The following is a 21,608-nucleotide window of genomic DNA, read 5'->3' as shown; positions in this document are numbered from 1 at the left end:
GTGATCTTCCACCGCATGTACCCGATGGCGGCGGACCGCACGATCGTGGAGTGCGACTGGCTGTACCTGCCCCACGTCGTGGACAGCGGCAAGGATGTGGAGCGCTCGGTGGAGCTGTTCCACCGGGTGAACCAGCAGGACTTCGACGCCTGCGAGCGTACCCAGCCGGCGATGAGTTCGAAGGCGTACGCCAAGGGCGGGGTGCTGGTGCCCAGCGAGCACCACATCGGCGAGTTCCACACCTGGCTGCAGAACAAGCTCGACGTCGGCCCCGCGCACTGACCTCCCGGCGTCCTCGCGAACCCCCGTCCACCTGCCGCTCCGGTCCCTCCGGCAGGTGGACGGGCCACGGACGGTCCGTTGCGTTCGCCGCAACAGGGAGCGTCATCAGGAACGTTCCGTGGTCCGTCCTCTTGACACGCCCGAATTCCACCGAAATCATGTTGCGCATAACGCGTGTCGTTGTGCCATGTGAGACATCCCTTCGTCAGGAGCCCGCATGAGGAGCATCACCGTCGTCGGAGCGTCACTGGCGGGCCTGAGCACGGTCCGCGCGCTGCGCACAGAGGGTTACGACGGCGAGATCGTCGTCGTGGGGGAGGAGCGCCACACCCCCTACGACCGCCCCCCGCTGTCCAAGGACTTCCTGAAGGGCGACATCGACGCCGACGCGCTCGCGCTCGGGGACGCCGCCGAGTACGACGACCTGGACGTGCACTGGCTGCTCGGCGAACGCGCGGTGCGTCTCGACCCCGTCGCCCGGACCGTCACCCTGACCGGAGGGAAGCAGGTGCGCACCCACGGCGTGGTCGTCGCCACCGGCGCGAGCCCCCGCACGCTCCCCGGATCCGACGGGCTGGCCGGCGTCCACACCCTGCGCACCCTGGACGACGCCCTCGCCCTGCGGGCCGAGTTGCTGGACGGCCTGCCCAGGGTCGTCGTGATCGGCGCCGGCTTCATCGGAGCCGAAGTGGCCTCCACCGCCAACCGGCTCGGCCTGCACGTCACCCTCGTCGAGGCTGCCGACGTCCCCCTGGAGCGCCAACTCGGCCGGGAGATGGGCCTGGTGTGCTCCTCCCTGCACACCGATCACGGCGTCGACCTGCTGTGCGGCACCGGCGTGGCCGAACTGCTGGGCCGGGACCGGGTCACCGGCGTACGGCTGGCGGACGGACGGGTGCTGCCCGCCGACGTGGTCGTGGCCGGCGTGGGTGTCCGGCCCAACACCGACTGGCTCGCGGGCTCCGGGGTCCTGGTGGACGACGGCGTGGTGTGCGACTCCGGCTGCGCGACCACCGTCCCGGGCGTCGTCGCCGTCGGTGACGTGGCCCGTTGCCCGCACCCCTTCACCGGACGCCACGCCCGCATCGAGCACTGGAGCAACGCCACCGAGCAGGCGAGGACCGCCGCCCGGACCCTGCTGACCGGGGTGTCCGCCCCGGCCCCGCTCACCGCCCCCTACTTCTGGTCCGACCAGTACCGCACGCGCATCCAGCTCGCCGGGTACGTCGTCCCGGGCGCGGAGCCCGAGATCGTCGAGGGCGACCTCGACAGCCGCACCTTCACTGCCGTCTACCGGCACCAGGGCGACCCCGTGGCCGTGCTCTCGCTCAACCAGCCGAAGTTCTTCAACCGGCTCCGCCGCACGCTCGTCCCCGCCGCCGCGGTCGCCGTGTCCTGAGCGCTCCGTCCGTGAACGCTCCGCCTCCTCCCTCCGGAACCCGCACAGGAGACCGCCGATGACCCTGTTCAACCAGTCCCTGCACGACCTCGACCCCGAGATCGCCGCCGCCGTCGACGCCGAGCTGAACCGCCAGCAGTCCACGCTGGAGATGATCGCCTCCGAGAACTTCGCTCCGGTGGCGGTCCTTCAGGCGCAGGGGTCGGTCCTGACCAACAAGTACGCCGAGGGCTACCCGGGCCGCCGCTACTACGGGGGCTGCGAGCACGTCGACGTCGCCGAGCAGGTCGCGATCGACCGGGTGAAGGCCCTCTTCGGCGCGGAGTACGCGAACGTCCAGCCGCATTCCGGTGCCTCCGCCAACCAGGCCGCCCTGTTCGCCCTGGCCCAGCCCGGCGACACCATCCTCGGCCTGGACCTGGCCCACGGCGGTCACCTCACCCACGGCATGAAGATCAATTTCTCGGGCAAGCAGTTCAACGTCGTGCCGTACCACGTGGACGACGCCGGCCTCGTCGACATGGACGAGGTCGAACAACTCGCCAAAGCCCACAACCCGAAGGTGATCATCGCGGGCTGGTCGGCGTATCCGCGGCAACTGGACTTCGCCGCGTTCCGCCGGATCGCCGACGAGACCGGCGCCCTGCTGTGGGTGGACATGGCGCACTTCGCGGGTCTGGTGGCGGCCGGGCTGCACCCCAACCCCGTCGAGTACGCCGATGTGGTCACCTCCACGACTCACAAGACGCTCGGCGGGCCGCGCGGCGGCATCATCCTGGCCCGGAGCAAGGAGTTCGCCAAAAAGCTCAACTCCTCCGTGTTCCCCGGCTTCCAGGGCGGTCCGCTGGAGCATGTCATCGCGGCCAAGGCGGTCTCCTTCAAGGTCGCCGCGAGCGAGGAGTTCAAGGAGCGTCAGCGGCGCACGGTCGAGGGCGCGAAGATCCTCGCCGCGCGGCTGACGGCTCCCGACGCCCGCCCCGCGGGGGTCGACGTGCTGTCCGGCGGCACCGACGTGCACCTGATCCTGGTCGACCTGCGGAACTCGGACCTGGACGGGCAGCAGGCCGAGGACCGTCTCCACGAGGTCGGCATCACCGTCAACCGCAACGCGGTCCCCAACGACCCGCGTCCGCCGATGGTGACCTCCGGCCTGCGGATCGGCACCCCCGCCCTGGCCACCCGCGGCTTCACCGCCGAGGACTTCACCGAGGTCGCCGACGTCATCGCCGAGGCCCTCAAGCCCTCGTACGACACCGAAGTCCTCAAGGCCCGGGTCAAGGCCCTCGCCGACAAGCACCCCCTCTACCCCGGACTGTGACCGACAACCTCCCGCAGGGCGCGCCCCGTCACCGCCGGCGCGCCCCCTCGACTCCACGGAGCGTGGCGTGGCAATCAGCGTCTTCGACCTGTTCTCGATCGGCATCGGCCCGTCCAGCTCCCACACCGTGGGCCCGATGCGCGCCGCCGGGATGTTCGTCAGGCGGCTGAAGCAGGACGGGATGCTGGCCCAGACCGCCGCCGTACGGGCGGAGCTGTTCGGTTCGCTCGGCGCCACCGGCCACGGCCACGGCACCCCCAAGGCGGTGCTGCTCGGCCTGGAGGGCAACGAGCCGCACACGGTCGACGTCGCCCAGGCCGACGTGGACGTCGAACGCATACGTGCCACCGGGCGCATCCGTCTGCTCGGCGCGGAGATCGGTCCCGCCCACGAGGTCGCCTTCGACGCCTCGGCCCACCTGGTCCTGCACCGCAGGCGGTCGCTGCCCTACCACGCCAACGGCATGATCCTCTTCGCGTACGACGCCGACAGTGTCCCCTTGCTGGAGAAAACGTACTACTCCGTCGGCGGCGGCTTCGTCGTCGACGAGGAAGCCGCCGGCGCGGACCGCATCAAGCTCGACGACACCGTGCTGCCCCACCAGTTCGGCACGGGCGACGAACTGCTGCGGCTCACCCGGGAGACCGGGCTGTCGATCTCCGCGCTGATGCTGGAGAACGAGAAGGCCTGGCGCACCGAGGCGGAGATCCGTGCGGGTCTGCTGGAGATCTGGCGGGTCATGGAGGCGTGCATCTCCCGGGGGCTGGCCCGCGAGGGCATCCTCCCCGGCGGACTGAAGGTCCGCCGCCGGGCGGCCGCGGCCGCCCGCGCCCTGCGCAGCGAGGGCGACCCGCTGCCCCGCGCCATGGAGTGGATCACGCTCTACGCGATGGCGGTCAACGAGGAGAACGCCGCCGGCGGCCGGGTCGTCACCGCGCCGACCAACGGCGCGGCCGGCATCATCCCCGCCGTCCTGCACTACTTCCTGGAGTTCGTGCCGGGCGCCGACGAGGACGGCATCGTCCGCTTCCTGCTCGCCGCCGGTGCCATCGGTCTGCTCTTCAAGGAGAACGCCTCCATCTCCGGCGCCGAGGTCGGCTGCCAGGGCGAGGTCGGCTCCGCATGCTCCATGGCCGCGGGCGGTCTCGCCGAGGTCATGGGCGGCAGCCCCGAACAGGTGGAGAACGCGGCCGAGATCGGCATGGAACACAACCTCGGCCTCACCTGCGACCCCGTCGGCGGCCTCGTCCAGATCCCCTGCATCGAACGCAACGGCATGGCCGCTGTCAAAGCCGTCACCGCCGCCCGCATGGCTCTGCGCGGCGACGGCCGTCACCATGTCTCCCTCGACAAGGTCATCAAGACCATGAAGGAGACCGGCGCCGACATGAAGGTCAAGTATAAGGAGACCGCCCGCGGCGGCCTCGCCGTCAACGTCATCGAGTGCTGAGCGCCGCAGAGCACCGGCCGCGGCCCCGACGACAGAACTGGGAGTGAGGCTTCATGGGCCGGGTCACCGAACGACGCCGGGTGCTGCGGATCCGGGACGGAGCACGGAGCACCCGCCCCGACACGCTCGTCGCGGAGGAGCCGATGGAGATCCGGCTGGGCGGCAGACCGCTGGCCGTCACCATGCGCACACCCGGCGACGACTTCGCCCTGGCCGCAGGGTTCCTGGTGAGCGAGGGTGTCGTGAGCCGGGCCTCGGACGTGGCGAACATCGTGTACTGCGCGGGCGCCACGGAGGACGGCCGGAACACCTACAACGTCGTCGACGTCCGCCTCGCGCCCGGTGTGCCGCTCCCCGACATCACCCTGGAGCGCAACGTGTACACCACCTCGTCGTGCGGCCTGTGCGGGAAGGCGAGCCTGGACGCCGTACGGACCACGGCGCACTGGCCCATCGCCGACGCACCGCCGGTCCGGGTCACCCCCGACCTGCTGGCCCTCCTGCCCGACCGGCTGCGCGCCGCACAACAGGTGTTCGACCGCACCGGCGGACTGCACGCGGCCGGACTGTTCTCGCCCGAGGGGAACCTGCTCGACCTGAGGGAGGACGTCGGCCGTCACAACGCCGTGGACAAGGTGGTCGGCCGCGCGCTCCGGTCCGGTGAACTCCCGCTGTCCCGGACCGTCCTGCTGGTCTCCGGACGGGCTTCCTTCGAACTGGTCCAGAAGGCCGTCATGGCGGGCATCCCCGTCCTCGTCGCGGTCTCCGCGCCCTCCTCCCTCGCGGTGGACCTGGCCGTCGAGACCGGGCTCACCCTCGTCGGCTTCCTGCGCGGCGGCTCCATGAACGTCTACGCGGGTCAGCACCGGCTCGACCTGCGGGCCGGCGCCACGGCGGTGTCCGGAGCCTGACCTCGCCCGCCGGACGGCGGGGGCCCTGTCAGCTTGGCCCGGGACGCCGCTGACGCGCGCCGGGGGCGCGATCCGCCCGCCGCACGACAGGACCGACCATGCGCACCACCGCCCGCCGCCTTCTGACGGCCCTCGCCCTCACCCCGGTGCTCGCCGGCTACTTCGCCGGGGAGGTCGGATCGGGTGCGGGCGGTGCGCCGCCCCGGAGGCCGCCTGCGGCTAGCCCTCGCGGTGCCGCCCGTCCAGGCCCCGTCTACCTCCTGCGCCACCACCTGCTGCCCGCGGTCCTGCCCGCGCTGGTGCGCAACGCGCTGCTGCGCCTGCCCGCCACGGTCCTCGTGCTGGCCTCCCTCGGCCTGGGCGAGCAGCCGCCCATCCCGGAGTGGGGCCGCCCGCTCTCGGAGAACCAGCCCTACGCGGACTGGCCCCCTGGACCGTCCTCGGCCCGGCCGCCGCCCTCGTCCTTCTCCGCCACGACCTGGACCCGCACCCGGACGGCGTCGGCGGCCTGACGCCGCCCTGCCTGTGGCCGTCCAGACCCGTGCCGCACGCCGGAACGGCTCAGGAGGCGGCTGCCGCCTCGGCGGGCTCGGAGGCCTCGCCGGCGCGCGCCGCTTCGTCCCGCGCCATGCGCAGGAAGCGCTGGATCGCCTCGACGGACATGTCGAGCGCCTCGGACGCGGCGTCCTCGTCGCCGAACATCTGAACGGCCTCGGTGACGGCCACGGCCAGTTCCGTCTCCGCCTTGCGGACCTTGACCTCGGCCTTGTCCACGGTGTCGACGACCGCCAGCTGGCGGCGCTGTTTCTCCTGGAGTCGCTGTTTGCGGGAGAGTGTCTTGTCGGAGTTCTGCACAGTCATGACCAAGATCATAAGGTTCGGGCGCGCCCCCATGAAATCGTCAATTCACCCTGCACGCGGCGGTGTTCGGGGCGCGACTCGCCTACACCACCCACAGGGGATTCGAGAAGGGGGTACATGCGTTCTCTGACCTTCGTCTTCGGTACGGGACGCAGCGGCTCGACCGCCCTGGCCCGCATCCTCAACTCCACCCGGACGTACTGAGCCTCAACGAGTACATCGCCTCGGTGGGCGACGCGTCCTTCCCCGCGGGCGAGGTGGACGGCGAGGAATTCTGGCAGGCGCTCTTCCGGCCCGCGCCGCATTTCGCCCGAGTGGGACGGCGATGGAGGGTGGAACCCCGAAGACGGCGTCAAGCTGATCGTCGGCATAGCGAAGATGCTTGAACTGGCGAATGACGAGCAGTACACGCCGAATGCGCAGGAGGCCATCGAGACGGCTCCCCGTCGGTGCACATCCGTTACGACAGCCCGCGGCCCGCGGCCCGCGGCCCGCGGCCCGCGGCCCGCGGCCCGCAGTGAGGTGACGGCCACGGCTGGACCGGCGTGCTTTGCCATCCGGATAGGCCGGCGTTGTCCTTGCGGAGGTTGGCGGACACCAACAAGGACAACGTCAACCGCCAGGTCCGGCTGAGCTTCCTGGGCTGACCAAGATCCACCCGCGCCTGGTCGCCCGGATACGGGAAGTGTCTGCTCGGCGTGCGACGGTTGTCGCGGATGAAGCGAGCATCCTCGGCCGGCCCGTCGTCTGCTCCCCGCGCCCGCGGGGATGGTTCAGGATCCAGTCGGGCTCCGGATTGGAAAATCAGTTCGGCGGTGGGGTGCCGCGTCTCGTTGCCGGGGCGCGGCACCGTTGGTCAGCGATCGGTGGACAGGGCCAGAAGTTCGGCGAACAGGCCGCCGCCGTGGGCGAGTTCGTCGTAGGTGCCGTGCTCGGCGACCCGGCCGTCCGCCATGACGAGGATCCTGTCGGCGATCTTGGTGTTCCGGAGAGGAGGTCATTGGCACTTTCGGCCTGTGTTGATGCACTGAACCATCCGGTTCATCAGCCTCTCGTCGAAGACGTTGATGAAGTCCCCGTGGTCCGTGATCGGCTTGTGCATCTGCTCCGGGAATCCGTCCACGGCGTAGAAGGGACTGGTCTTTCCGTTGTCGTCGAGGCTGGGTGCGTCAACGTCGTAGACCAGACGCTGGACCAGCTGCGGGATGGCCTTGAAGCCGTCGGGGCAGCCACCGGTCCTGGCGTCGGCGAAGGCGACGTGGGAGCGGTGGTTGGCGCTGTCGATGTTCCGGCCGTCCCAGCAGCTCTGGAACTTGGACGTGCGGACCAGGCTGCTGCCCTCAGGGCAGACCGGGTACTTGTCCGTCAGTTGCCGGTTCTCGAAGCCGGTGCAGCTCCACGACGCGTTGGCGTTCGCCGTGCCGTTCGTGAATGCCTTGGCGTCACCGGTGATGATGCGCAGGAACTTGGGCATTGCCACGACCTTGCCGCGCGGGTTGCCGACGAAGTTCAAGGTGACCTTCGACGCCGTGAGGATCCGACCGGTGTTGCCCTCGGCGCCGCCGCCCAGCCGCTGGGCGTCGAACTCCCGGGTGCCGTCCTGGAGGCGGAGCACCGGCCAGTAGTACGTGGACTTGTCGCCCTGGTTGCGGCAGCTGGTGCCGGCAGCGGCGAACTCTTCATTGGTGGTGGAGGCGTTGTTGTCCTGATTGCCGACGTAGTCGTGCGTGTGGTGTGCGCCGTTGCCGACACCTGGGGCGACGATGACGTTGTCGGAGTTGAAGAGCTTGTTCTTGTTCACGCCGCACCGTGTTGTGAAGATGCCAAGAGAAGCGCGGCGCGACTTGCTTGCATTGCGCACGTTCGGCCGGACCGTGGTGATGTCCACGAAGTCGGCAGCCGCGGGGCCGTTCCCGCCTTGTCCGCTGTTGCCGTCCTGACCGGCGCCCGGCTGATTGCCGGAGGCGCGCAGCGTACAGGCGGCGAGGGATTCGAGGCCCTGCGGCCTTGCGCCTGACCTGCCGATCGCGATCGCGATCCGGTCGATGGTCGCGACCCTCTTGTCCTTCAACGGCCCCATGATCGCATTGGTGGCGAAGTTGCTGTCCTGCTGGATCGCCCTGGCCGAGTTCTGCAGCCGCTGGTACGCCTCGGCCACCTGCCTGTCGAGGAGCGCGAGTTCCTTGTCCACCTGTGCCCGGGCCTGGCGGGGGACCGAGGTCAGCTTGGCGCCGACATCCGGGCAGCCGATGGTGGCGGTTCCGGCTGCGAGCACTTGAGTCTGGTCCGCCGAGGCGCGTTTCGTCGAGTTGGTGTCTCCGCTCTCGTCGGCGGAGGCGTACATGTTGACGGTTATCAGCCCTCCTGCCCCCAGGGCCAGGCCTGCTGCGGCGGCGATGACTCGATTGGCTGTCTTCGATCGATTGGGCGTGGTGTGGCGCATGGTTTTCCTAGAAAGTTGTCGAAGCAAGTGGGCGTCTGCGGGCCGGTACCCCGGTGGCGCGGTCGACCGGCGAGCACATGTGGACGTGCTGGCGCGGGGATGGCTTCCTCGGGTCCGTGACATGTTTGCGGGGCAAGCGTCGCCATGCGGCTGGGCCAGGGCGGTCACCGTCATTGCCATGGGCAGGAGGCCCCCGGTTGGGAGAGCGGCGTGTGGACGCGCCGCCCATGTCGCGCCCCGGTGTCGCTCCGGGGCGCCGCATGCGGTTGCCGCATCTTCACACCGCGGTGATGCCTTCCATCCCGGAGTCGGCGAAGGCGGGCAGTCCGGTGGCGGTGGTGACCTTGGTGAGTGAGCCGTCGCTGCTGATACGGAAGCCGTCCACGGTGCCGGAGGTGGCGTTCTGCACGTAGAGGAACTTCTCGTCCTTCGTCACCGCCAGGTCGATGACTCCCTGGGACTTGGCCGAAGGCGGCGTGGCGACCCCGCGGCCGTTGGTGAGTGCCAGCCTTCCGTACCGGTCCATGCGGTAGCCGGTCACGGTGGAGTTGCCCGTGTTGCCGCCGTAGAAGAAGTCACCGGCGCGTTCCAGCCAGCACAGGGTGTTCTGGCCGTTGGCCAGCGGACGCTGAATGAGCTTGAGGCGGCCGTCGGACCGCACCGTGTAGGTGCTGACCGTCGACTTCGCGGCCTCAGCGACGAGCATTCGGCCGGCCCGGTCGAAGGTGATCGCGAACGGCACTTCGCCGGCGGAGGGGTTGACCACGGCCTTCCTGGTGGGCAGGCCGTGGCGGCCGATCGGGAAGACCTCGATGGTGTTGGCGGACTTGGTGGTGACCACCAGCGCTCGGCCGTCCGGTGTGAACGCGATCTGGCCGGGCGAGCTGCTGAACAGCGGCACCTTCTCGTTGCCGAGCCCCAGGGACCGGTGCGAGCCCGGCAGGGGCTTGAGCCCGTTGTCGGTGATGCGGAAGCCCTGCACACTGCCCGCGCCACCCGCGTTCATGACGTAGGCGACTCCGCCTGACACCGCGATGGACGACGGGAAGTCACCGCCGGATTTGACCACTCGGCGGTGCGTCAGTCTCTGCCCATGGACCTGGAAGGAGGTCACGGTGCCGCTGCCGGCGTTGACCGCCATCAGCAGCCCCGACCGGTCGTCGTACACCAGGGAGCCCTGGGAGGCGAGGGAGTCGGTGGGCGCGTCCACTTGATCGCCACCCTTGCCACCGGTCGCGTATCGCCCCGCGGCGGTGAGCTTCCCGTCCGCGTCGCGCCGGAAGACGTGGATGCTGTTGCCTTCGAGTTCGTTGCCCTGGACGAAGACGGCGTGGTCGGCTCGGGCCGTCTGTGGGTCCGCTCGAGGACGGACGGGCTCACCCGCTGAGGCAATGGTCATTGTCACGGCGGCCCCCGCCACCGCGAGGATTCCCGCTCCCGCCACAGTCAGTCGGACCTGCAACGGTGACCTGCGCCTTGTATGCCTGCTCATGCGCTGCTCCTCAACCCTTCTCCGTCACCTGGTTTCGGTGACCGGCGGAGCCAGCATTGCCTCTGGGGCAGTGGAGGCGGCAGAGGTTTCGGCCCCTTGTCAGAGTCTCGTAAGAAACGGCTCCGCTTCCGACTGCTGCGCGTCACTGTGGAGTTCGGAGCTGCGTGCCGTCGCGGCCGGGCGCCGAGTGGGCTGGAGGGTGAAACTCAGCGTCTCTCCGCCGGTGTTCAAGGGCGGACTGCACGACGCCCGTACGGCGACCTCAGCCGGCCGTCGGCTGCGTCCGGCGTTCGCCGACATCCCGAGCCGCCCGGCCTGGGGATACCGGCTCACCCGCGGCCTGCACATGGCGTGTCGTCCAACAGGACGTCCGTACCGGCCGCCTGCAGTCGGATCGGCGGCAGCCCGTGCAGGTTGCCGTGCAGAGGGCTGAGCAGGGGGTCGGTGCGGGGGGTCGCACCCGCGTATGCGACGGCTCGCGCATGCAGGGTACTGGCGTCGGTGGTGCGGTCCGCGGCTGTGTTGAACGACAGGCTGGGTGAGTCCTGCCGCCCGCCTGGGTGGAGTTCAACCGCCGTCGTAAGTCCACGGTGGACCTGGTCGGAAAGGGCCGGTTCACGCTGATCCGGCCGGGGCGGCGAGCCGTGGACGCAGGGGGCAGAGGGCGCGGCGGCGCTGTACGGCCTGATGAGCGAGGGGAACGGCGACAGATCAGGCCCTGCGTCCCTGATCGTCTATGGGTTCGGTGCCGCTGGCGGTGGCGTGCTGCTCTTCATCGCCACACGGACGATCCAGTACTTCTTCTACGGCCCCGCGATGCCACACCGCGGTATGCGCAACTGAACTACTGCCGCGGCCCTTTGGTGTGGGACCTTCGGTCGGCTGCCCGACGAGCATCGTCGGGGCTCCCGCCACGCGGGTCAGGAACACCGTCGCCGCGTTCGGCCCCTGCGGCCTGACCTTCTTCGATAAATGCCGGACGAGGTGGACGGCGTACCAGAGTGGTCTCACGGCCCTCGCCCTGGCCGCGATCGTCTCGGGCTGCGCGGAGAGCGGCGACGGCGCGGCCGGTCCCGCCCCCGGCGGGCAGCCCGACGAGAGCCCGAAAGCCAAGGGGTCAGGGTCCGGCAGGAACTTGGTCCTTCCGGTGGGCGATCTGGCTGATGAGCCGGTGGAAGGAACGGGCCTTCAAGTGCCGGAACGCGAAGGCCATGGCGATGGTGCTGTCCCGGTCGGGCACGGTCACGACGGCGTCGAGGAGTCGGAGTTCACGGCCCACGTCAGCGGTGAAGGGCTGGTGTGGCCGAGTCCGTCGGCTGATGGTGGCGGGGACCTCGGGCAGGGCGATGCGCCGGCCGCAGCGCATCGACAGCAGGGTGTCGGCCCCGTCCTCGGGTTCCACGCCGATGACCTTGTCCGAAGACCGACCCACTCAGCCTGGAAACAGCAGTGCACACGCGGTCTCAGCCGAAGGCGGCACCGTTGTCCGATGCCCACTCCTGGAACGATCTGGGCTCGGACCCGGTGACCCGGGAAACGGTGTCGCGCACCCTCACCAACTCGTCATTGACGTCCCCACCCATCAGATCGAGGACAGCACCCGCGGTCTCGTCTCCCATGAAGGAAGCCATCTGTTGATGGGCTTCCTCCCGGCTGATCTCAATGAAGGCCACCTCTCGCCCCAACACCGCGGCTATGGCTGCCACCTGCTGTCGGGCCGTGACGCATTCCGGCCCAGTCAGCGCATACGTCCGTCCCCGGTGTCCCGGGTCGGTCAGCGCCACGCGGGCCACCGCCGCGATGTCCGCGGGGTGGATCGCGGGAAGGCCGATGTCTGCATATGGCGCTCGGACCACGCCCTGATCGCGAATCGACTGCGCCCACCACAGGGTGTTCGAGGCGAACTGCGTCGGGCGCAGGATCGTCCAGGCCATGCCGCTGTTCTTGAGTAACTGCTCAACAGCCAGATTCTCGCCGGCGCCAGGCAGATGCGGATGAGTCTGCACCGTGATCGACGACACGAGCACCACATGCTCGACACCAGCCTGCCTGGCAGCCGCGATGACCTCGCCTTCCGCACCCGTACCCACCCACAGGAACAGCGAGCGCACACCCTCCAACGCAGCCTTCAAAGACTCCGCCTGCGCGAGATCGCCCTCAACGGCTTCGACTCCCTCAGGGAACGAGACCCGTCCCACGGCACGAGTAAGACCTCGCACAGGTGCAGCACCGGACAGGCACAACTCCCTCAGCAAAGCACTCCCTATGTTTCCGGTCGCGCCGGTCACGAGGATCATCGTCATCTCTCCCTGCCGTCAGCCGTTGATCACGTCCACGGCACGCTAAGACCTCAACAATGGTTGAGGTCAAGGAGTCAGCCCACTGCCTCGCATTGACTGAGACGACTTCGGCACAGGCGAATGCGAAGGCGCTGCCGCTGCTCGAGTCCACTGACGGTCAGGGTGTGGCACCGTGCTGCCCGCCGCTGACCGAACGTCCGATGACCGCGGAAGCGGCCGAGACGGCCGCGCGAATGTTCAAGGCGCTGGGCGACCCAGTCGGCCTGCGGCTCTTCTCTGCCGTGGCCTCGCACGAGGGTGGGGAGGCGTGCGTGTGCGACATCTCCGACGTCGGTGTCTCCCAGCCGACCGTCTCCATGGAGAACGTCACCGTCGGCTCCCGGCCCCTCTCCGAGAACTGGCGGCCCGCTACGGCGGGCGCTTCGAGCGGCCTGGCCTCCTGCTGGAGATGGTGGAACGTCTCGCCGCCTGTTCATCGACCCTGCTTCCCGCCGCGCTCGCCCTGATCACCGGTCGTGTGCCGCAGCGCCTGCGCTCCCGGCTCGCTCCGGACCGCCCGCGCGGGTGGGCGCTGCTGGCTCCTCTACATGGCCGCGCCGCTCAGAGGGAGAGGTAGTCCGCGGCATGCCACCGCCACCGGGCCCGTTGGGCGGCGGTGGCGGTGGCATGGGGGGTGGGTCAGCGGGTGGCCTTTGCGGCCTCGAGGATCACGTCGGCGACCGCGTCGGGCTGTGAGATGGACACCGCATGGGAGCCCTCGACGCGCGTGATGTGGGATCCGGCGCGCTCGGCCATGAATTCCTGGGCCTGGCCGGGAATGGCGTGGTCCTGGGTGGCGACCACGACCCACGAGGGCAGGTCGCGCCAGCCGGGGGTGCCGGACACCTTGTCCGTCAGGGCCTTCACCGTCACCGAACGCTGGGTCACCGCGAGGATGTCGGTGACCTCGGAGGGCAGGTCACCGGCGATCACGTCCTGGTAGTGGCCGGCCAGGACCCGCAGCTCGGGCTCGCCCTCGTGCTCGAAGGAGAACGTGACGTCCGGGCCCATCTTGGCGCCGGGGAAGTGGGAGGCGGCGTTCTCCAGGGCACTCTCGCCCTCGTCGAGCTGGTAGGCGGCGACGTAGACCAGAGCCTGCACGTTGGAGGCGTCGCGGGCGGCGCGGGTGATGACAGCGCCGGCGTAGGAGTGGCCGACCAGGACGACCGGGCCCTCGACAGCGTTGGTGACGGAGGCGACGTACGCGGCGTCCGACTCCAGACCGCGCAGCTGGTTCGGCACGGCCACAGTGGTGTAGCCCTGTCCCTGGAGCTTGGCGATGACGCCCTTCCACATGCCGGAGTCGCCGAAGGCGCCGTGGACCAGGACGATCGTGGGGGTGGTGGTGCTCATGGCTTCGATTCCTCCACTGGGAGAACGATCGGTCTTTCTGCGAGAAAGACTAATCGTTCTCCCCTGGGGTTGCAATGCGGCGGTGGTGACGCAAAAGAACGACTGGTCTTTCTTTACTATGGGGGTATGACGACTGCCTCGGAGCTCCACCCCAAGGACCGGCTGCTGCGCACCGCGTCCCGCCTCTTCTACGCGGAGGGCATCCAGGCCGTGGGCATCGACCGCCTGGTCACCGAGGCCAAGGTCACGCGCGCGACCTTCTACCGGCACTACCCCAGCAAGGACGACCTGGTCTCCGCCTACCTCACCACCACCGCGCAGGGGATCCGAGAGGCCGTCGCCAAGGCCCGCGAAGGCAAGCTGCCCCGCGAAGCGCTGCGCGCTGTCATGGCCGTCCTGGGGGACGCGACCCTGGAGGACGGCTTCCGCGGCTGCCAGTTCCTCAACGCCGCCGCCGAGTACCCCGACCGCACCCACCCGGTGCGCGCCGTGATCGACGACCAGCGGACCTGGCTGTTCGGCGTCCTGCGCGACCTCTCCGCGGAAATGGGCCACCCAGACCCCGACCATGCCGCCCGGCTCCTCGTCCTCCTCCACGACGGCGCGTTCCAGTCCGCCGAACTCGACGATCCCAAGGCGGTCCGCGAAACCCTCCGCCGCGCCGTCGACGAGGTCTTCCCCTCCCAGGACACCTGACGACCGGACAACCACCCCTGGGACCACCAGGCCGGCGATCAGTCCATGCGCGTTGGTGTCTCGCCGTCAAGAAACGATGGCGACCTCAAGCGGTCAGCGCATCATTGCTGTTCAGGAGGTCAGCGTAGACCTCTGCCGCAGTGCGGTAGCCGTGGGTCCTGCGCGGACGGTGGTTGAGTTCGTGAGCGATGGCGTCCAGGTCGGCCTGGCTGAACGTGGGAAGGTCGGCGCCGGCGAACTCCAGCACGGCCTCCAGCGCGAGCTGACCTACGACGGACTGCGCGCCGCCGAGGTCAAGGGCAGCAAGGGGGTCCGCCGCCCCGCCGTCCCGGCGGCTCGAACTCCGAGGTACGAAAGGCTGGTTCACCGCGGTGCAGTGGCACCCCGAGGACACCGCGCACGACGACCCCGCCTAGCAGGGCCTCTTCGACGCCCTCGTGCGAGCAGCCCGCGTCAGACACTGACACTGCCAGGGCGATCTGCAAAGGCGGATGAACTTCCCTGTTCACCCAGACGGCCTTCGTTGCGGTCAGTGCATCCTTGTCGGAGAACATGACCAGACGGAGGCCGCCTCGGCGTCCGGTACATGACCGTGTGGGCGGAAAAGTTCGAGGCGTGAGGGTCGCTCACGCTCGGCGACGGGTTCCAGCGGTCCGCCGGGAAGCAGCAGAGCGTCACTGTCCACGCGCAGCAGGGAGCGGACCTCTCGGGCACGGGCGTCGTCGCCACGATGCTGCGGTCTCCGGTTCGTAGGGCCACCAGCGTTGCAAGCGGCCAGCGGTGACGAGGCGGTCGAGGGCGTCGCCGATGTCGAGCTTGGCGCCGATCGCGCGGACGGGCTCCCTTTACCGGTCTCGACGTCGTGGCGAGTGCAGGGGAGCCGGGGCGGGCGGGGTACCAGGTTCCTGCAGCTCCAACGCGCCCTGCAGCACCTGGCGCAGGATCCTGACCGCGCGTTCCAGGCGAGCGGCCGTGGTCCTCACCGTCGCTCTCGGTGCCTGTGCCTGGAGCTGCCCTGTCAGGTCGCGTGCCTGCGTCTCGGCGTCGGACAACAGGGTGGACAACTGCGCGAACAGATCGGTCGCGGCCCCGGAGCGCAGCAAGGCCGCTTGCTTGCGCAGTTGCACGTTCTTTTGGTGTATCTCGACGAAGACGTTCACCTTGGCGCGCACCACCCAGGGATCGTACGGTCGCGACACATGGTCCACGGCACCGGCCGCATACCCTCGGAAGGTGGCGTGGGGACTGATCGTTTCGTACCCGCTGACGAAGATGATCGGGGTGTCGCGAGTCCGCAAACGGCGCTTGATGTGTGCGGCGGTCGCGTAGCCGTCCATTCCGGACATCCGGGTGGCGAGTAGAACGAGGGCGAATTCATCGTCGTCAAGCGCCTTGAGTGCTTCCTCCCCCGACGAGGCGCGGACGAGTGTTTGGTCGAGCGCGTACAGGATGGCCTCCAGGGCCAGCAGGTTCTCCGGCTGGTCGTCGACCAGAAGGATCTTGGCCCTTGTATCTGGTGCGGAGGGCGGTGCGAGGGTGTTCGTCCGCTGAGTCGAAGGCGGCTGTGGCCGGGCCCGTTCCTGGGGTCCCGGGCCCGGGGGAGTCCGGTCGGCGGGCGGGGCGTCGATGTGCGTGGCGACGCCGAGGTGTTTGAGCAGTCGCTCCTCCAGTTGGGCGAAGGACCGGTCGGGTGCGCCGACAGCGGCGGTGCCTCCTGGGTGCGCCACCCAGGCAGTGAAGCTCGGTGAGTGCGGGACAGACGATGCCAGTCGGTCGGCGATCAGTCGTGTGGTGCGCAGCAACTCGCGTGCGGGGAGCGTGCCGAGGAGGATGCGCCGTGTGTCGTCGGAGAAGTCGAAGAACTCCGGCTGCGACAACCGGCCGGTGGTGTCCGCGGCGTTGTGCATGAGGCCGCCAAGAAAAACCTCAACGAGGTGCCCGGTGTCCGTCGGAGGGCCCAGGGTCTCCTGCACCATGCGCATGACGGGCGGAGTGACGGGTGCCACGGCCGCGAGGTGGGCGGCGAGCCGATAGGCCTCCGGGCTGGCCGCGCCACGGAAGCGCAGGACGGCTTCGGCGTCCGGACCCTGCCGGGTCTCGGCCCGCCAGGGCTGGGTGACGGAACACCCGGTGTCCCACAGCGGCAGCACCGCGGTCGCGCTCGGTGAGGCGACCAGCCGCGCCCAGTCGCCGACGGCGGCCCCTGTGGGTTCGAGTACCGGGACGGGGACGGAGTCGAAGCCGATCAAATCCGCCGGCAGCCTCGGGTCGGTGACGTGCCAGGCGGTGGTGGGACCGCCCCTGCGGACACTGGTGACGTGCCACGGCCGGGTCGCGATGCCCGAGTTCGCCCAGAGCCGGGCGGGCAGCGCCTGCAGGATCGCAGTGGGCTGCCGGCGGGCCCACAAGGCCGCCGCCTCGCTCATCCGGCCGTCCCACCAGGCGTCGCCGACGCCGTCGCTGATCACGAGGACAAGGGTGTCGCCGGTGGGGTCGCAGAGCGCGCCCGGCGGAAGACAGGGACCTTGCTGCCGGTAGGGACGGTTGCTCAGCAACGAGGCATGGGGACCACGGGTGTTCAGTCCGAGCACGCGGACGTCGCGGAAGGCTCCGGCCCGTTCCATCAGTGTTCGGACCTCGGAGGCCAGACGCTTCCACAGGACCATGGACAAGCCGTCGTCGATCAGCAGGGTGAGGGTAAGCCAGCGGCTACGTGAGGGGCTGGTCACGGTCTCGGGCAGACCCGTCTCGGCCATGGCGTCCACCGTCCGTGCCACGTCCAGTTCTTGACGGCGCCGATCGGGAAGCCGCTGCCGCAACGGCCGTAGTGCCTTGCCGAGCGTGAGATGACGGCTGGGCAGGACATGGGAGCCCGGGGTGCGTACGGCCTGCGCCTGGTGCGGGGTCGGCTCCGGCCTGCCGCGTCCATTTCCCCGCGGGGCTGCGTGCAGGGGGAACAGGCGGTGCGGGGCGACGTCCGGCGGTGGGTGCGCGCCCGGTTGCGCGGAATCGTCCGCGCCGGGGGCCCGCGGTTCATCCTGCTCGGCGGCCTGCCGTGAGGGGGCGACCGGGGCCGGACGTCGCGCCAACGGAGCGACGTCGCCCGGCAGGTTCCTGGCCAGCCACAGGACGTCGAGGAGTTCCTCGTCGGCGAGGTCGACGCCGGTGCCGGCCAGGATCTCTCTCAGACGTCCGAGCATGCCCTCATACCGCCCCGCCGAGTTGGTGCAGAACGGCGTCGAGCAGTCGACCGGCGTCCAGATCAATGCCGCCCTTACGCAGGAAGACCGCGTTGAGCAACTGATCTGTCGCGAGTTCTCCGGGCGCGCGGCGGCCGAGGAACTCCTCCAGCAGGTCGTCGATGTCGTGGAGCGCGTCGTGGCCGAGGTGCGCGGCGACGATGTCCCGCAGCCGCTCCTCGTCGGGCTCGGGCAGGTCGAGACGGACGCACCGCCGGAGGAAGGCGGGTGGGAACTCGCGTTCACCGTTGCTGGTGATGATCACGATGGGGAATTCACGGCATCGGACGCGGCCGCGGATCACCGCGGCCGGCCCGTCCGGGTCGTCGGTCCGGACGTGGACCGTGGAGTGTTCCTCAGGGAGGCGGCTGAGCTCCGGAATCTCGAACTCGCCCTCCTCGAACACGGTGAGCAGGTCGTTGGGCAGATCGACGTCCCCCTTGTCCAGCTCGTCGACGAGCAGGACTCTGGGCCGGTCCCAGGCCAGCAGCGCGTTGCCCAGGGGGCCGAGCCGGACGTACTGGCCGATGCCGGCTTCCAAGCCGCCCGTGTCCTGGCGGAGGTTCGCTTCTCGCAGCCGGCCGATCGCGTCGTAGTGGTAGAGGGCATCCTGCAGGGTCGAGCGGCTGTTGACAGGCCAGTGCAGGACGCGGCCGAGGGCGAGTTCGTGGGCGATCGCGTGGGCCAGGGAGGACTTTCCTGTACCGGGGTGTCCGGTGACCAGCAAAGGCCGACGCAGGTGGAGAGCGGCGTTGACGATGTCCGCGTCGTCGGGGTCGATCAGGTACGGGTGGGGGCGTGCGGTCCGCGAGACGTCGGGCTCCTCCGGGTGGAGGCGGCGCCATGGCGGGGCGGGCGGGAAGGTGACCGCGCGGGGCGCCCCATCGCCCCGGAAGAGCCGCCAGTCTCCGTTGCCGGACGGGGCGGGGTGGCCGTTGGCAGCGGCTTCTGCGGCGGTCATGAGGCGTTGGCTCCTTCTGGGGGGTCCTGCAGGGTCAGCGATTCGGGCCGTGGTCGCCGGCCGTGTTCCTCCCATACGAGTGCGGGGCGTGCCGGGAGCGTTTCCGGCTCGTCGAACGCCGTCCCGCGGAAGACGCGGACGCGCTCGGGCAGGTCGGCGAACGGGCCGGTCGGGTCCAGCTGTTGCAGCCCCGCCGCGTCCGCGGGGCAGTCGGCCCGCCGGTCCCATAGGACGACCGGGACGCCGAGCGCCAGGCAGAGTTCGAGCAGTGCGTCCCGCTGTTCCGGGAAACCGTGGAGCACAACCTGGGTGGCGTCACGGTGAGTGGTCTGCAGCAGTCGTCTAAGCCGTGGTCGAGTGACACGTTCGCCGTCGACCACCAAGGGGGCCGCGTGCCCGCTCTCCCAGCGCCGCCGGTGCTCACGTTCTCTACCGCGCACCAGGTCGCTCATCTCCGGACAGCTCAGGGTGATACAGAATTCGGCGCCGATCGGCTGGTCGGGCACGAACTCGTTGGGTGGCCCGGGGTTCCATTCGTCGATGGGCAGCTGGAGGCTGTCGCGGGCTACCAGAACCGTCGCGTGGGGCGCGGCCGTCGGGCCGAGCTCGTCCGCGACGACCTCGACGGCGTCGCGCACCCGCCGGGCCACTTCCTCGGGTGTCCTGGGCGCGCTCTCCGCCTCGTGGAGGGGTGTGTGCGTGCCGTCGGCGCGGGCGAGCAGGATGCGGCAGTAGTAGCTCTCACGCGGTTCAGTTTGCGCGCGGGAGAGTTCGACGACGACGCGGGAGAAGGGGGACGGCTGCCGGGCGGCCCAGCGGCCGGCGTCTGTGCGGCGCTCGGCAAGCGCCGCCCGATGGATGCCGGTCCGGGCGGCGACTTGATCGGACCAGCTGCGCAGCTCCGTGCCCGGTTCCCTTCCCACGGCAGCGGCTACACATTCGATCAGCCGGAGCAGGGCCGGTACGGGAGGGGTGCCGTCCGGTACACGCTCGCTGTCAGAGACGGACTCCAAGTGCTCGACGACGCGTTCGAGGTCGTCGGCACAGAGATGCGTGCGGTTCAGCGGGTCGGGCAGCCAGGCGTAGCGCAGGGCCTCGCGCGCGGCACGAGGTATCAGCGTGGGCTGCTCCTTGCAGATGCCGCGGAGCAGTTCCAGTAAGTGCTCGCACTCGTCCAGGGACAGGAGCAGGCACAGTCCGCCGGCACGGGCGCGGGTGAGGACGTCTGTCAGACGGGTGCGCTCGTCCTCGCCTGTGAGGGCCGGGGCCAGGGTGCTGCTCAGGGAGGGCAGGGCGCGGGGATGGGCCGCCACGAGTGCCGCGAGGTCGGACATGGTCGGTTCATGGCTGTCGGGAACGGTGTATCCGAGCCGCCGTGCGAGGGCGCGGGCATGAGCCGCGTAGGTGATCCGGCCGCCGAGCACCGACCACAGGAGCCGCTCAGTCTCCTGCTCGGTGGGGCCGCGTTCCCCCGCCGGATGGGTCGTCGGGAGGGCGGCGCCGATCTCGGTGAGGGAGGGTGGAACCTCAGCGTACTGCCGCAGGAGTGCGTCGAAGCCGTCTTCCTGGACGAAGCAATGCGCCGGTAGGGCCCGCAGACGGCGGTTGCCGTAGGACCGGTCATCGTGAATCACCACGCCCACCAGGCGGTCCTCGCAGAACACTGCGGTTCCAGAGGCACCTCCCCAGGCCTTGCGGCCGTCGTCGCGGAGGTCGGGTGCGGGCTCTTGGTCGAGCACGTAGAGGCCGCGGTCCCCGGAGGACAGAGGAGGTAGGACGCCTCGGAGGTGTTCGGCGTCACGACCGTTTTCCGCGGATGCCAGCGGAAAGCCCAGTCCCTCGTAGCGCAGCGGGGCTGTGCCCACGGGGTGGCCCCATCGAACCGACCCGGGTACGTCGATCACGTCGTGCGTGAGCAGCAGCGCGACGTCCAGGTCCTTCGGATGGATCCAGATCAGCTCCGCTCCGGTTCGTGACGTCCTACCGCGGCCCGGGTGTCCCACTCTGACCTGGATCTCCTCCCAGTAGGTGCCGCTTTCGCCGTCCCGGAGGGTGTGTGCGGCGGTGAGCACCAGGCGGGGCGCGACGAGATAGCCGGAGCCGACGCTATGGCGCAGCCGTGTGGTCCCGCTGCGGATCAACACCAGTCTGTGCGGGTCCATCACTCCTCGTCCCAGGACCCGGGTTCGGTGTCGCTGATCTCGGGACTGGAGCCGCCGCGGGCCCGGTCCCGGACCGAAAGTCTCAGCGTCAGTCTGTGCGCGCGGACGGTGGAGTGCTCACCGCTCCCGCCGACGGTCGCCACACCGAAGCTGACCTTGCCATCCCCCTTGCCGCTGTTGCGCAGCTCTAGCTGCAATTCCAGTTCGGCCTCCTCAATGCCGAACGCGAATTGCTGGTCCGCCCCCAGGTCCTGCGCCCTATAGAGCTCCTGCCGCAGCTCCTCGATCGCCGCAGCAAGACCGATCCCCGCCATCCGCACCCCCAACGCGCACTGTGCCTGCGGAGTAGTCTGCCAAGGTTTTGGGGCCCGGTGCCCGGGCTTTGGGGGAACGGGCGTGTCGGGGTGCGCGCCCGGCCGGTGAACGGGTCCGCGCTCGACGTCGCGGGACGTCCCCGTGCAACGACGCGAGATGCAAAGGGGGTCGGCGCTCTTGGTCACGTCCTCTGTGACGGTGAGAGCAGCCGGTTGGTGGTCGGCGTGGAGCACTCCGGTGAAGGCGGTGGCGAGGAAGCGGGCGGCGATCGGGAACACGGCGGCAGCAGCCCGGGGCGGGGGTCGATGTCCTGACCGAGACCTCGCAAAACTTGCCTGAACCTGGCCCGGCTCGTCGCCGACCGGGTGGCCGGGATGTACATGGGCC

19 protein-coding genes and 2 pseudogenes are annotated in these 21,608 nt (G+C 69.8%); 9 read left to right on the top strand and 12 right to left on the bottom strand.

Features of this window, described 5'->3' with window-relative positions; all coding sequences use genetic code 11:
* The 6 genes from ACIRS4_RS04325 to ACIRS4_RS04300 form a co-directional block, all read left to right on the top strand.
* On the top strand, positions 1-282 hold a 282-nt coding region (locus ACIRS4_RS04325), incomplete at its 5' end, for an SRPBCC family protein (protein ID WP_404189695.1).
* Between the two features lie 217 nt (positions 283-499).
* Positions 500-1,681 carry an NAD(P)/FAD-dependent oxidoreductase gene (locus ACIRS4_RS04320; RefSeq protein ID WP_404189692.1) on the top strand — a complete coding sequence of 394 codons (1,182 nt, stop codon included), beginning with the start codon at positions 500-502 and terminating at the stop codon, positions 1,679-1,681.
* Positions 1,682-1,739: 58 nt separating this feature from the next.
* Positions 1,740-2,999 carry a serine hydroxymethyltransferase gene (gene glyA, locus ACIRS4_RS04315; protein ID WP_404189689.1) on the top strand — a complete coding sequence of 420 codons (1,260 nt, stop codon included), beginning with the start codon at positions 1,740-1,742 and terminating at the stop codon, positions 2,997-2,999.
* Positions 3,000-3,066: 67 nt separating this feature from the next.
* Positions 3,067-4,449, top strand: coding sequence for an L-serine ammonia-lyase (locus tag ACIRS4_RS04310; protein WP_404189687.1), 1,383 nt, complete (start codon positions 3,067-3,069; stop codon positions 4,447-4,449).
* Between the two features lie 53 nt (positions 4,450-4,502).
* The gene (gene fdhD, locus ACIRS4_RS04305; protein ID WP_404189684.1) at positions 4,503-5,360 is read left to right on the top strand and encodes a formate dehydrogenase accessory sulfurtransferase FdhD; all 858 of its coding nucleotides are present in this window, start codon (positions 4,503-4,505) and stop codon (positions 5,358-5,360) included.
* A 98-nt stretch (positions 5,361-5,458) separates the two neighbouring features.
* On the top strand, positions 5,459-5,872 hold the full coding sequence (locus ACIRS4_RS04300; protein WP_404189681.1) for a hypothetical protein: 414 nt from the start codon (positions 5,459-5,461) through the stop codon (positions 5,870-5,872).
* 49 nt (positions 5,873-5,921) lie between these two features.
* Here ACIRS4_RS04300 and ACIRS4_RS04295 read toward each other — a convergent pair whose 3' ends face one another.
* The 6 genes from ACIRS4_RS04295 to ACIRS4_RS04270 form a co-directional block, all read right to left on the bottom strand.
* Positions 5,922-6,221 carry a hypothetical protein gene (locus ACIRS4_RS04295; RefSeq protein ID WP_404189679.1) on the bottom strand — a complete coding sequence of 100 codons (300 nt, stop codon included), beginning with the start codon at positions 6,219-6,221 and terminating at the stop codon, positions 5,922-5,924.
* A gap of 997 nt (positions 6,222-7,218) precedes the next feature.
* Positions 7,219-8,664, bottom strand: coding sequence for a DUF1996 domain-containing protein (locus ACIRS4_RS04290; RefSeq protein ID WP_404189677.1), 1,446 nt, complete (start codon positions 8,662-8,664; stop codon positions 7,219-7,221).
* 277 nt (positions 8,665-8,941) lie between these two features.
* A complete protein-coding gene (locus ACIRS4_RS04285) occupies positions 8,942-10,063 on the bottom strand; it encodes a lactonase family protein (protein ID WP_404189675.1) in 1,122 nt (373 codons plus the stop codon).
* A gap of 422 nt (positions 10,064-10,485) precedes the next feature.
* Positions 10,486-10,689: an alpha/beta hydrolase fold domain-containing protein gene (locus ACIRS4_RS04280; protein WP_404189825.1), complete on the bottom strand. Its 204-nt coding sequence runs from the start codon at positions 10,687-10,689 to the stop codon at positions 10,486-10,488.
* Positions 10,690-11,273: 584 nt separating this feature from the next.
* Positions 11,274-11,558: a hypothetical protein gene (locus tag ACIRS4_RS04275; protein WP_404189672.1), complete on the bottom strand. Its 285-nt coding sequence runs from the start codon at positions 11,556-11,558 to the stop codon at positions 11,274-11,276.
* A 61-nt stretch (positions 11,559-11,619) separates the two neighbouring features.
* Positions 11,620-12,453, bottom strand: coding sequence for an NAD(P)H-binding protein (locus ACIRS4_RS04270; protein WP_404189823.1), 834 nt, complete (start codon positions 12,451-12,453; stop codon positions 11,620-11,622).
* A gap of 59 nt (positions 12,454-12,512) precedes the next feature.
* Between ACIRS4_RS04270 and ACIRS4_RS04265 the strand changes: the two genes are divergently transcribed.
* Positions 12,513-12,962: a transcriptional regulator gene (locus ACIRS4_RS04265; protein ID WP_404189669.1), complete on the top strand. Its 450-nt coding sequence runs from the start codon at positions 12,513-12,515 to the stop codon at positions 12,960-12,962.
* Between the two features lie 172 nt (positions 12,963-13,134).
* Here the strand turns inward: ACIRS4_RS04265 and ACIRS4_RS04260 are convergent, their stop codons facing one another.
* On the bottom strand, positions 13,135-13,848 hold the full coding sequence (locus ACIRS4_RS04260) for an alpha/beta fold hydrolase (protein WP_404189666.1): 714 nt from the start codon (positions 13,846-13,848) through the stop codon (positions 13,135-13,137).
* A gap of 126 nt (positions 13,849-13,974) precedes the next feature.
* On the opposite strand from ACIRS4_RS04260, the gene ACIRS4_RS04255 reads away from it, so the two are divergent.
* Both ACIRS4_RS04255 and ACIRS4_RS04250 read left to right on the top strand, forming a co-directional pair.
* Positions 13,975-14,544: a TetR/AcrR family transcriptional regulator gene (locus ACIRS4_RS04255; RefSeq protein ID WP_404189664.1), complete on the top strand. Its 570-nt coding sequence runs from the start codon at positions 13,975-13,977 to the stop codon at positions 14,542-14,544.
* A gap of 293 nt (positions 14,545-14,837) precedes the next feature.
* A pseudogene (locus ACIRS4_RS04250) lies at positions 14,838-14,960 on the top strand (gamma-glutamyl-gamma-aminobutyrate hydrolase family protein); the annotation flags it as partial.
* Positions 14,961-15,389: 429 nt separating this feature from the next.
* On the opposite strand, the gene ACIRS4_RS04245 reads toward ACIRS4_RS04250, so the two are convergent.
* The 5 genes and pseudogenes from ACIRS4_RS04245 to ACIRS4_RS04225 all read right to left on the bottom strand — a co-directional run bounded on the left by ACIRS4_RS04245 (position 15,390) and on the right by ACIRS4_RS04225 (position 21,499).
* Positions 15,390-16,043, bottom strand: coding sequence for a two-component system response regulator (locus ACIRS4_RS04245; RefSeq protein WP_404189820.1), 654 nt, complete (start codon positions 16,041-16,043; stop codon positions 15,390-15,392).
* Positions 16,044-16,310: 267 nt separating this feature from the next.
* Positions 16,311-17,744: pseudogene (locus ACIRS4_RS04240) on the bottom strand (SAV_2336 N-terminal domain-related protein); the annotation flags it as partial.
* 4 nt (positions 17,745-17,748) lie between these two features.
* Positions 17,749-18,744 carry an AAA family ATPase gene (locus ACIRS4_RS04235; protein WP_404189661.1) on the bottom strand — a complete coding sequence of 332 codons (996 nt, stop codon included), beginning with the start codon at positions 18,742-18,744 and terminating at the stop codon, positions 17,749-17,751.
* Complete coding sequence (locus ACIRS4_RS04230; protein ID WP_404189658.1) at positions 18,741-20,906, bottom strand: hypothetical protein; 2,166 nt, start codon at positions 20,904-20,906, stop codon at positions 18,741-18,743. Before ACIRS4_RS04230 ends, ACIRS4_RS04235 begins: the two co-directional genes overlap by 4 nt.
* Positions 20,906-21,499: a trypco2 family protein gene (locus ACIRS4_RS04225; RefSeq protein ID WP_404189655.1), complete on the bottom strand. Its 594-nt coding sequence runs from the start codon at positions 21,497-21,499 to the stop codon at positions 20,906-20,908. The genes ACIRS4_RS04230 and ACIRS4_RS04225 overlap by 1 nt, the downstream gene beginning before the upstream one ends.
* Positions 21,500-21,608 lie beyond the last annotated feature (109 nt).

The organism is Streptomyces sp. NPDC101166 (genome assembly GCF_044768125.1).
Classification (GTDB): Bacteria; Actinomycetota; Actinomycetes; order Streptomycetales; family Streptomycetaceae; genus Streptomyces.
Note: the sequence above shows the minus strand (reverse complement) of the source record. Positions and strands in the feature narration are given on the sequence as shown.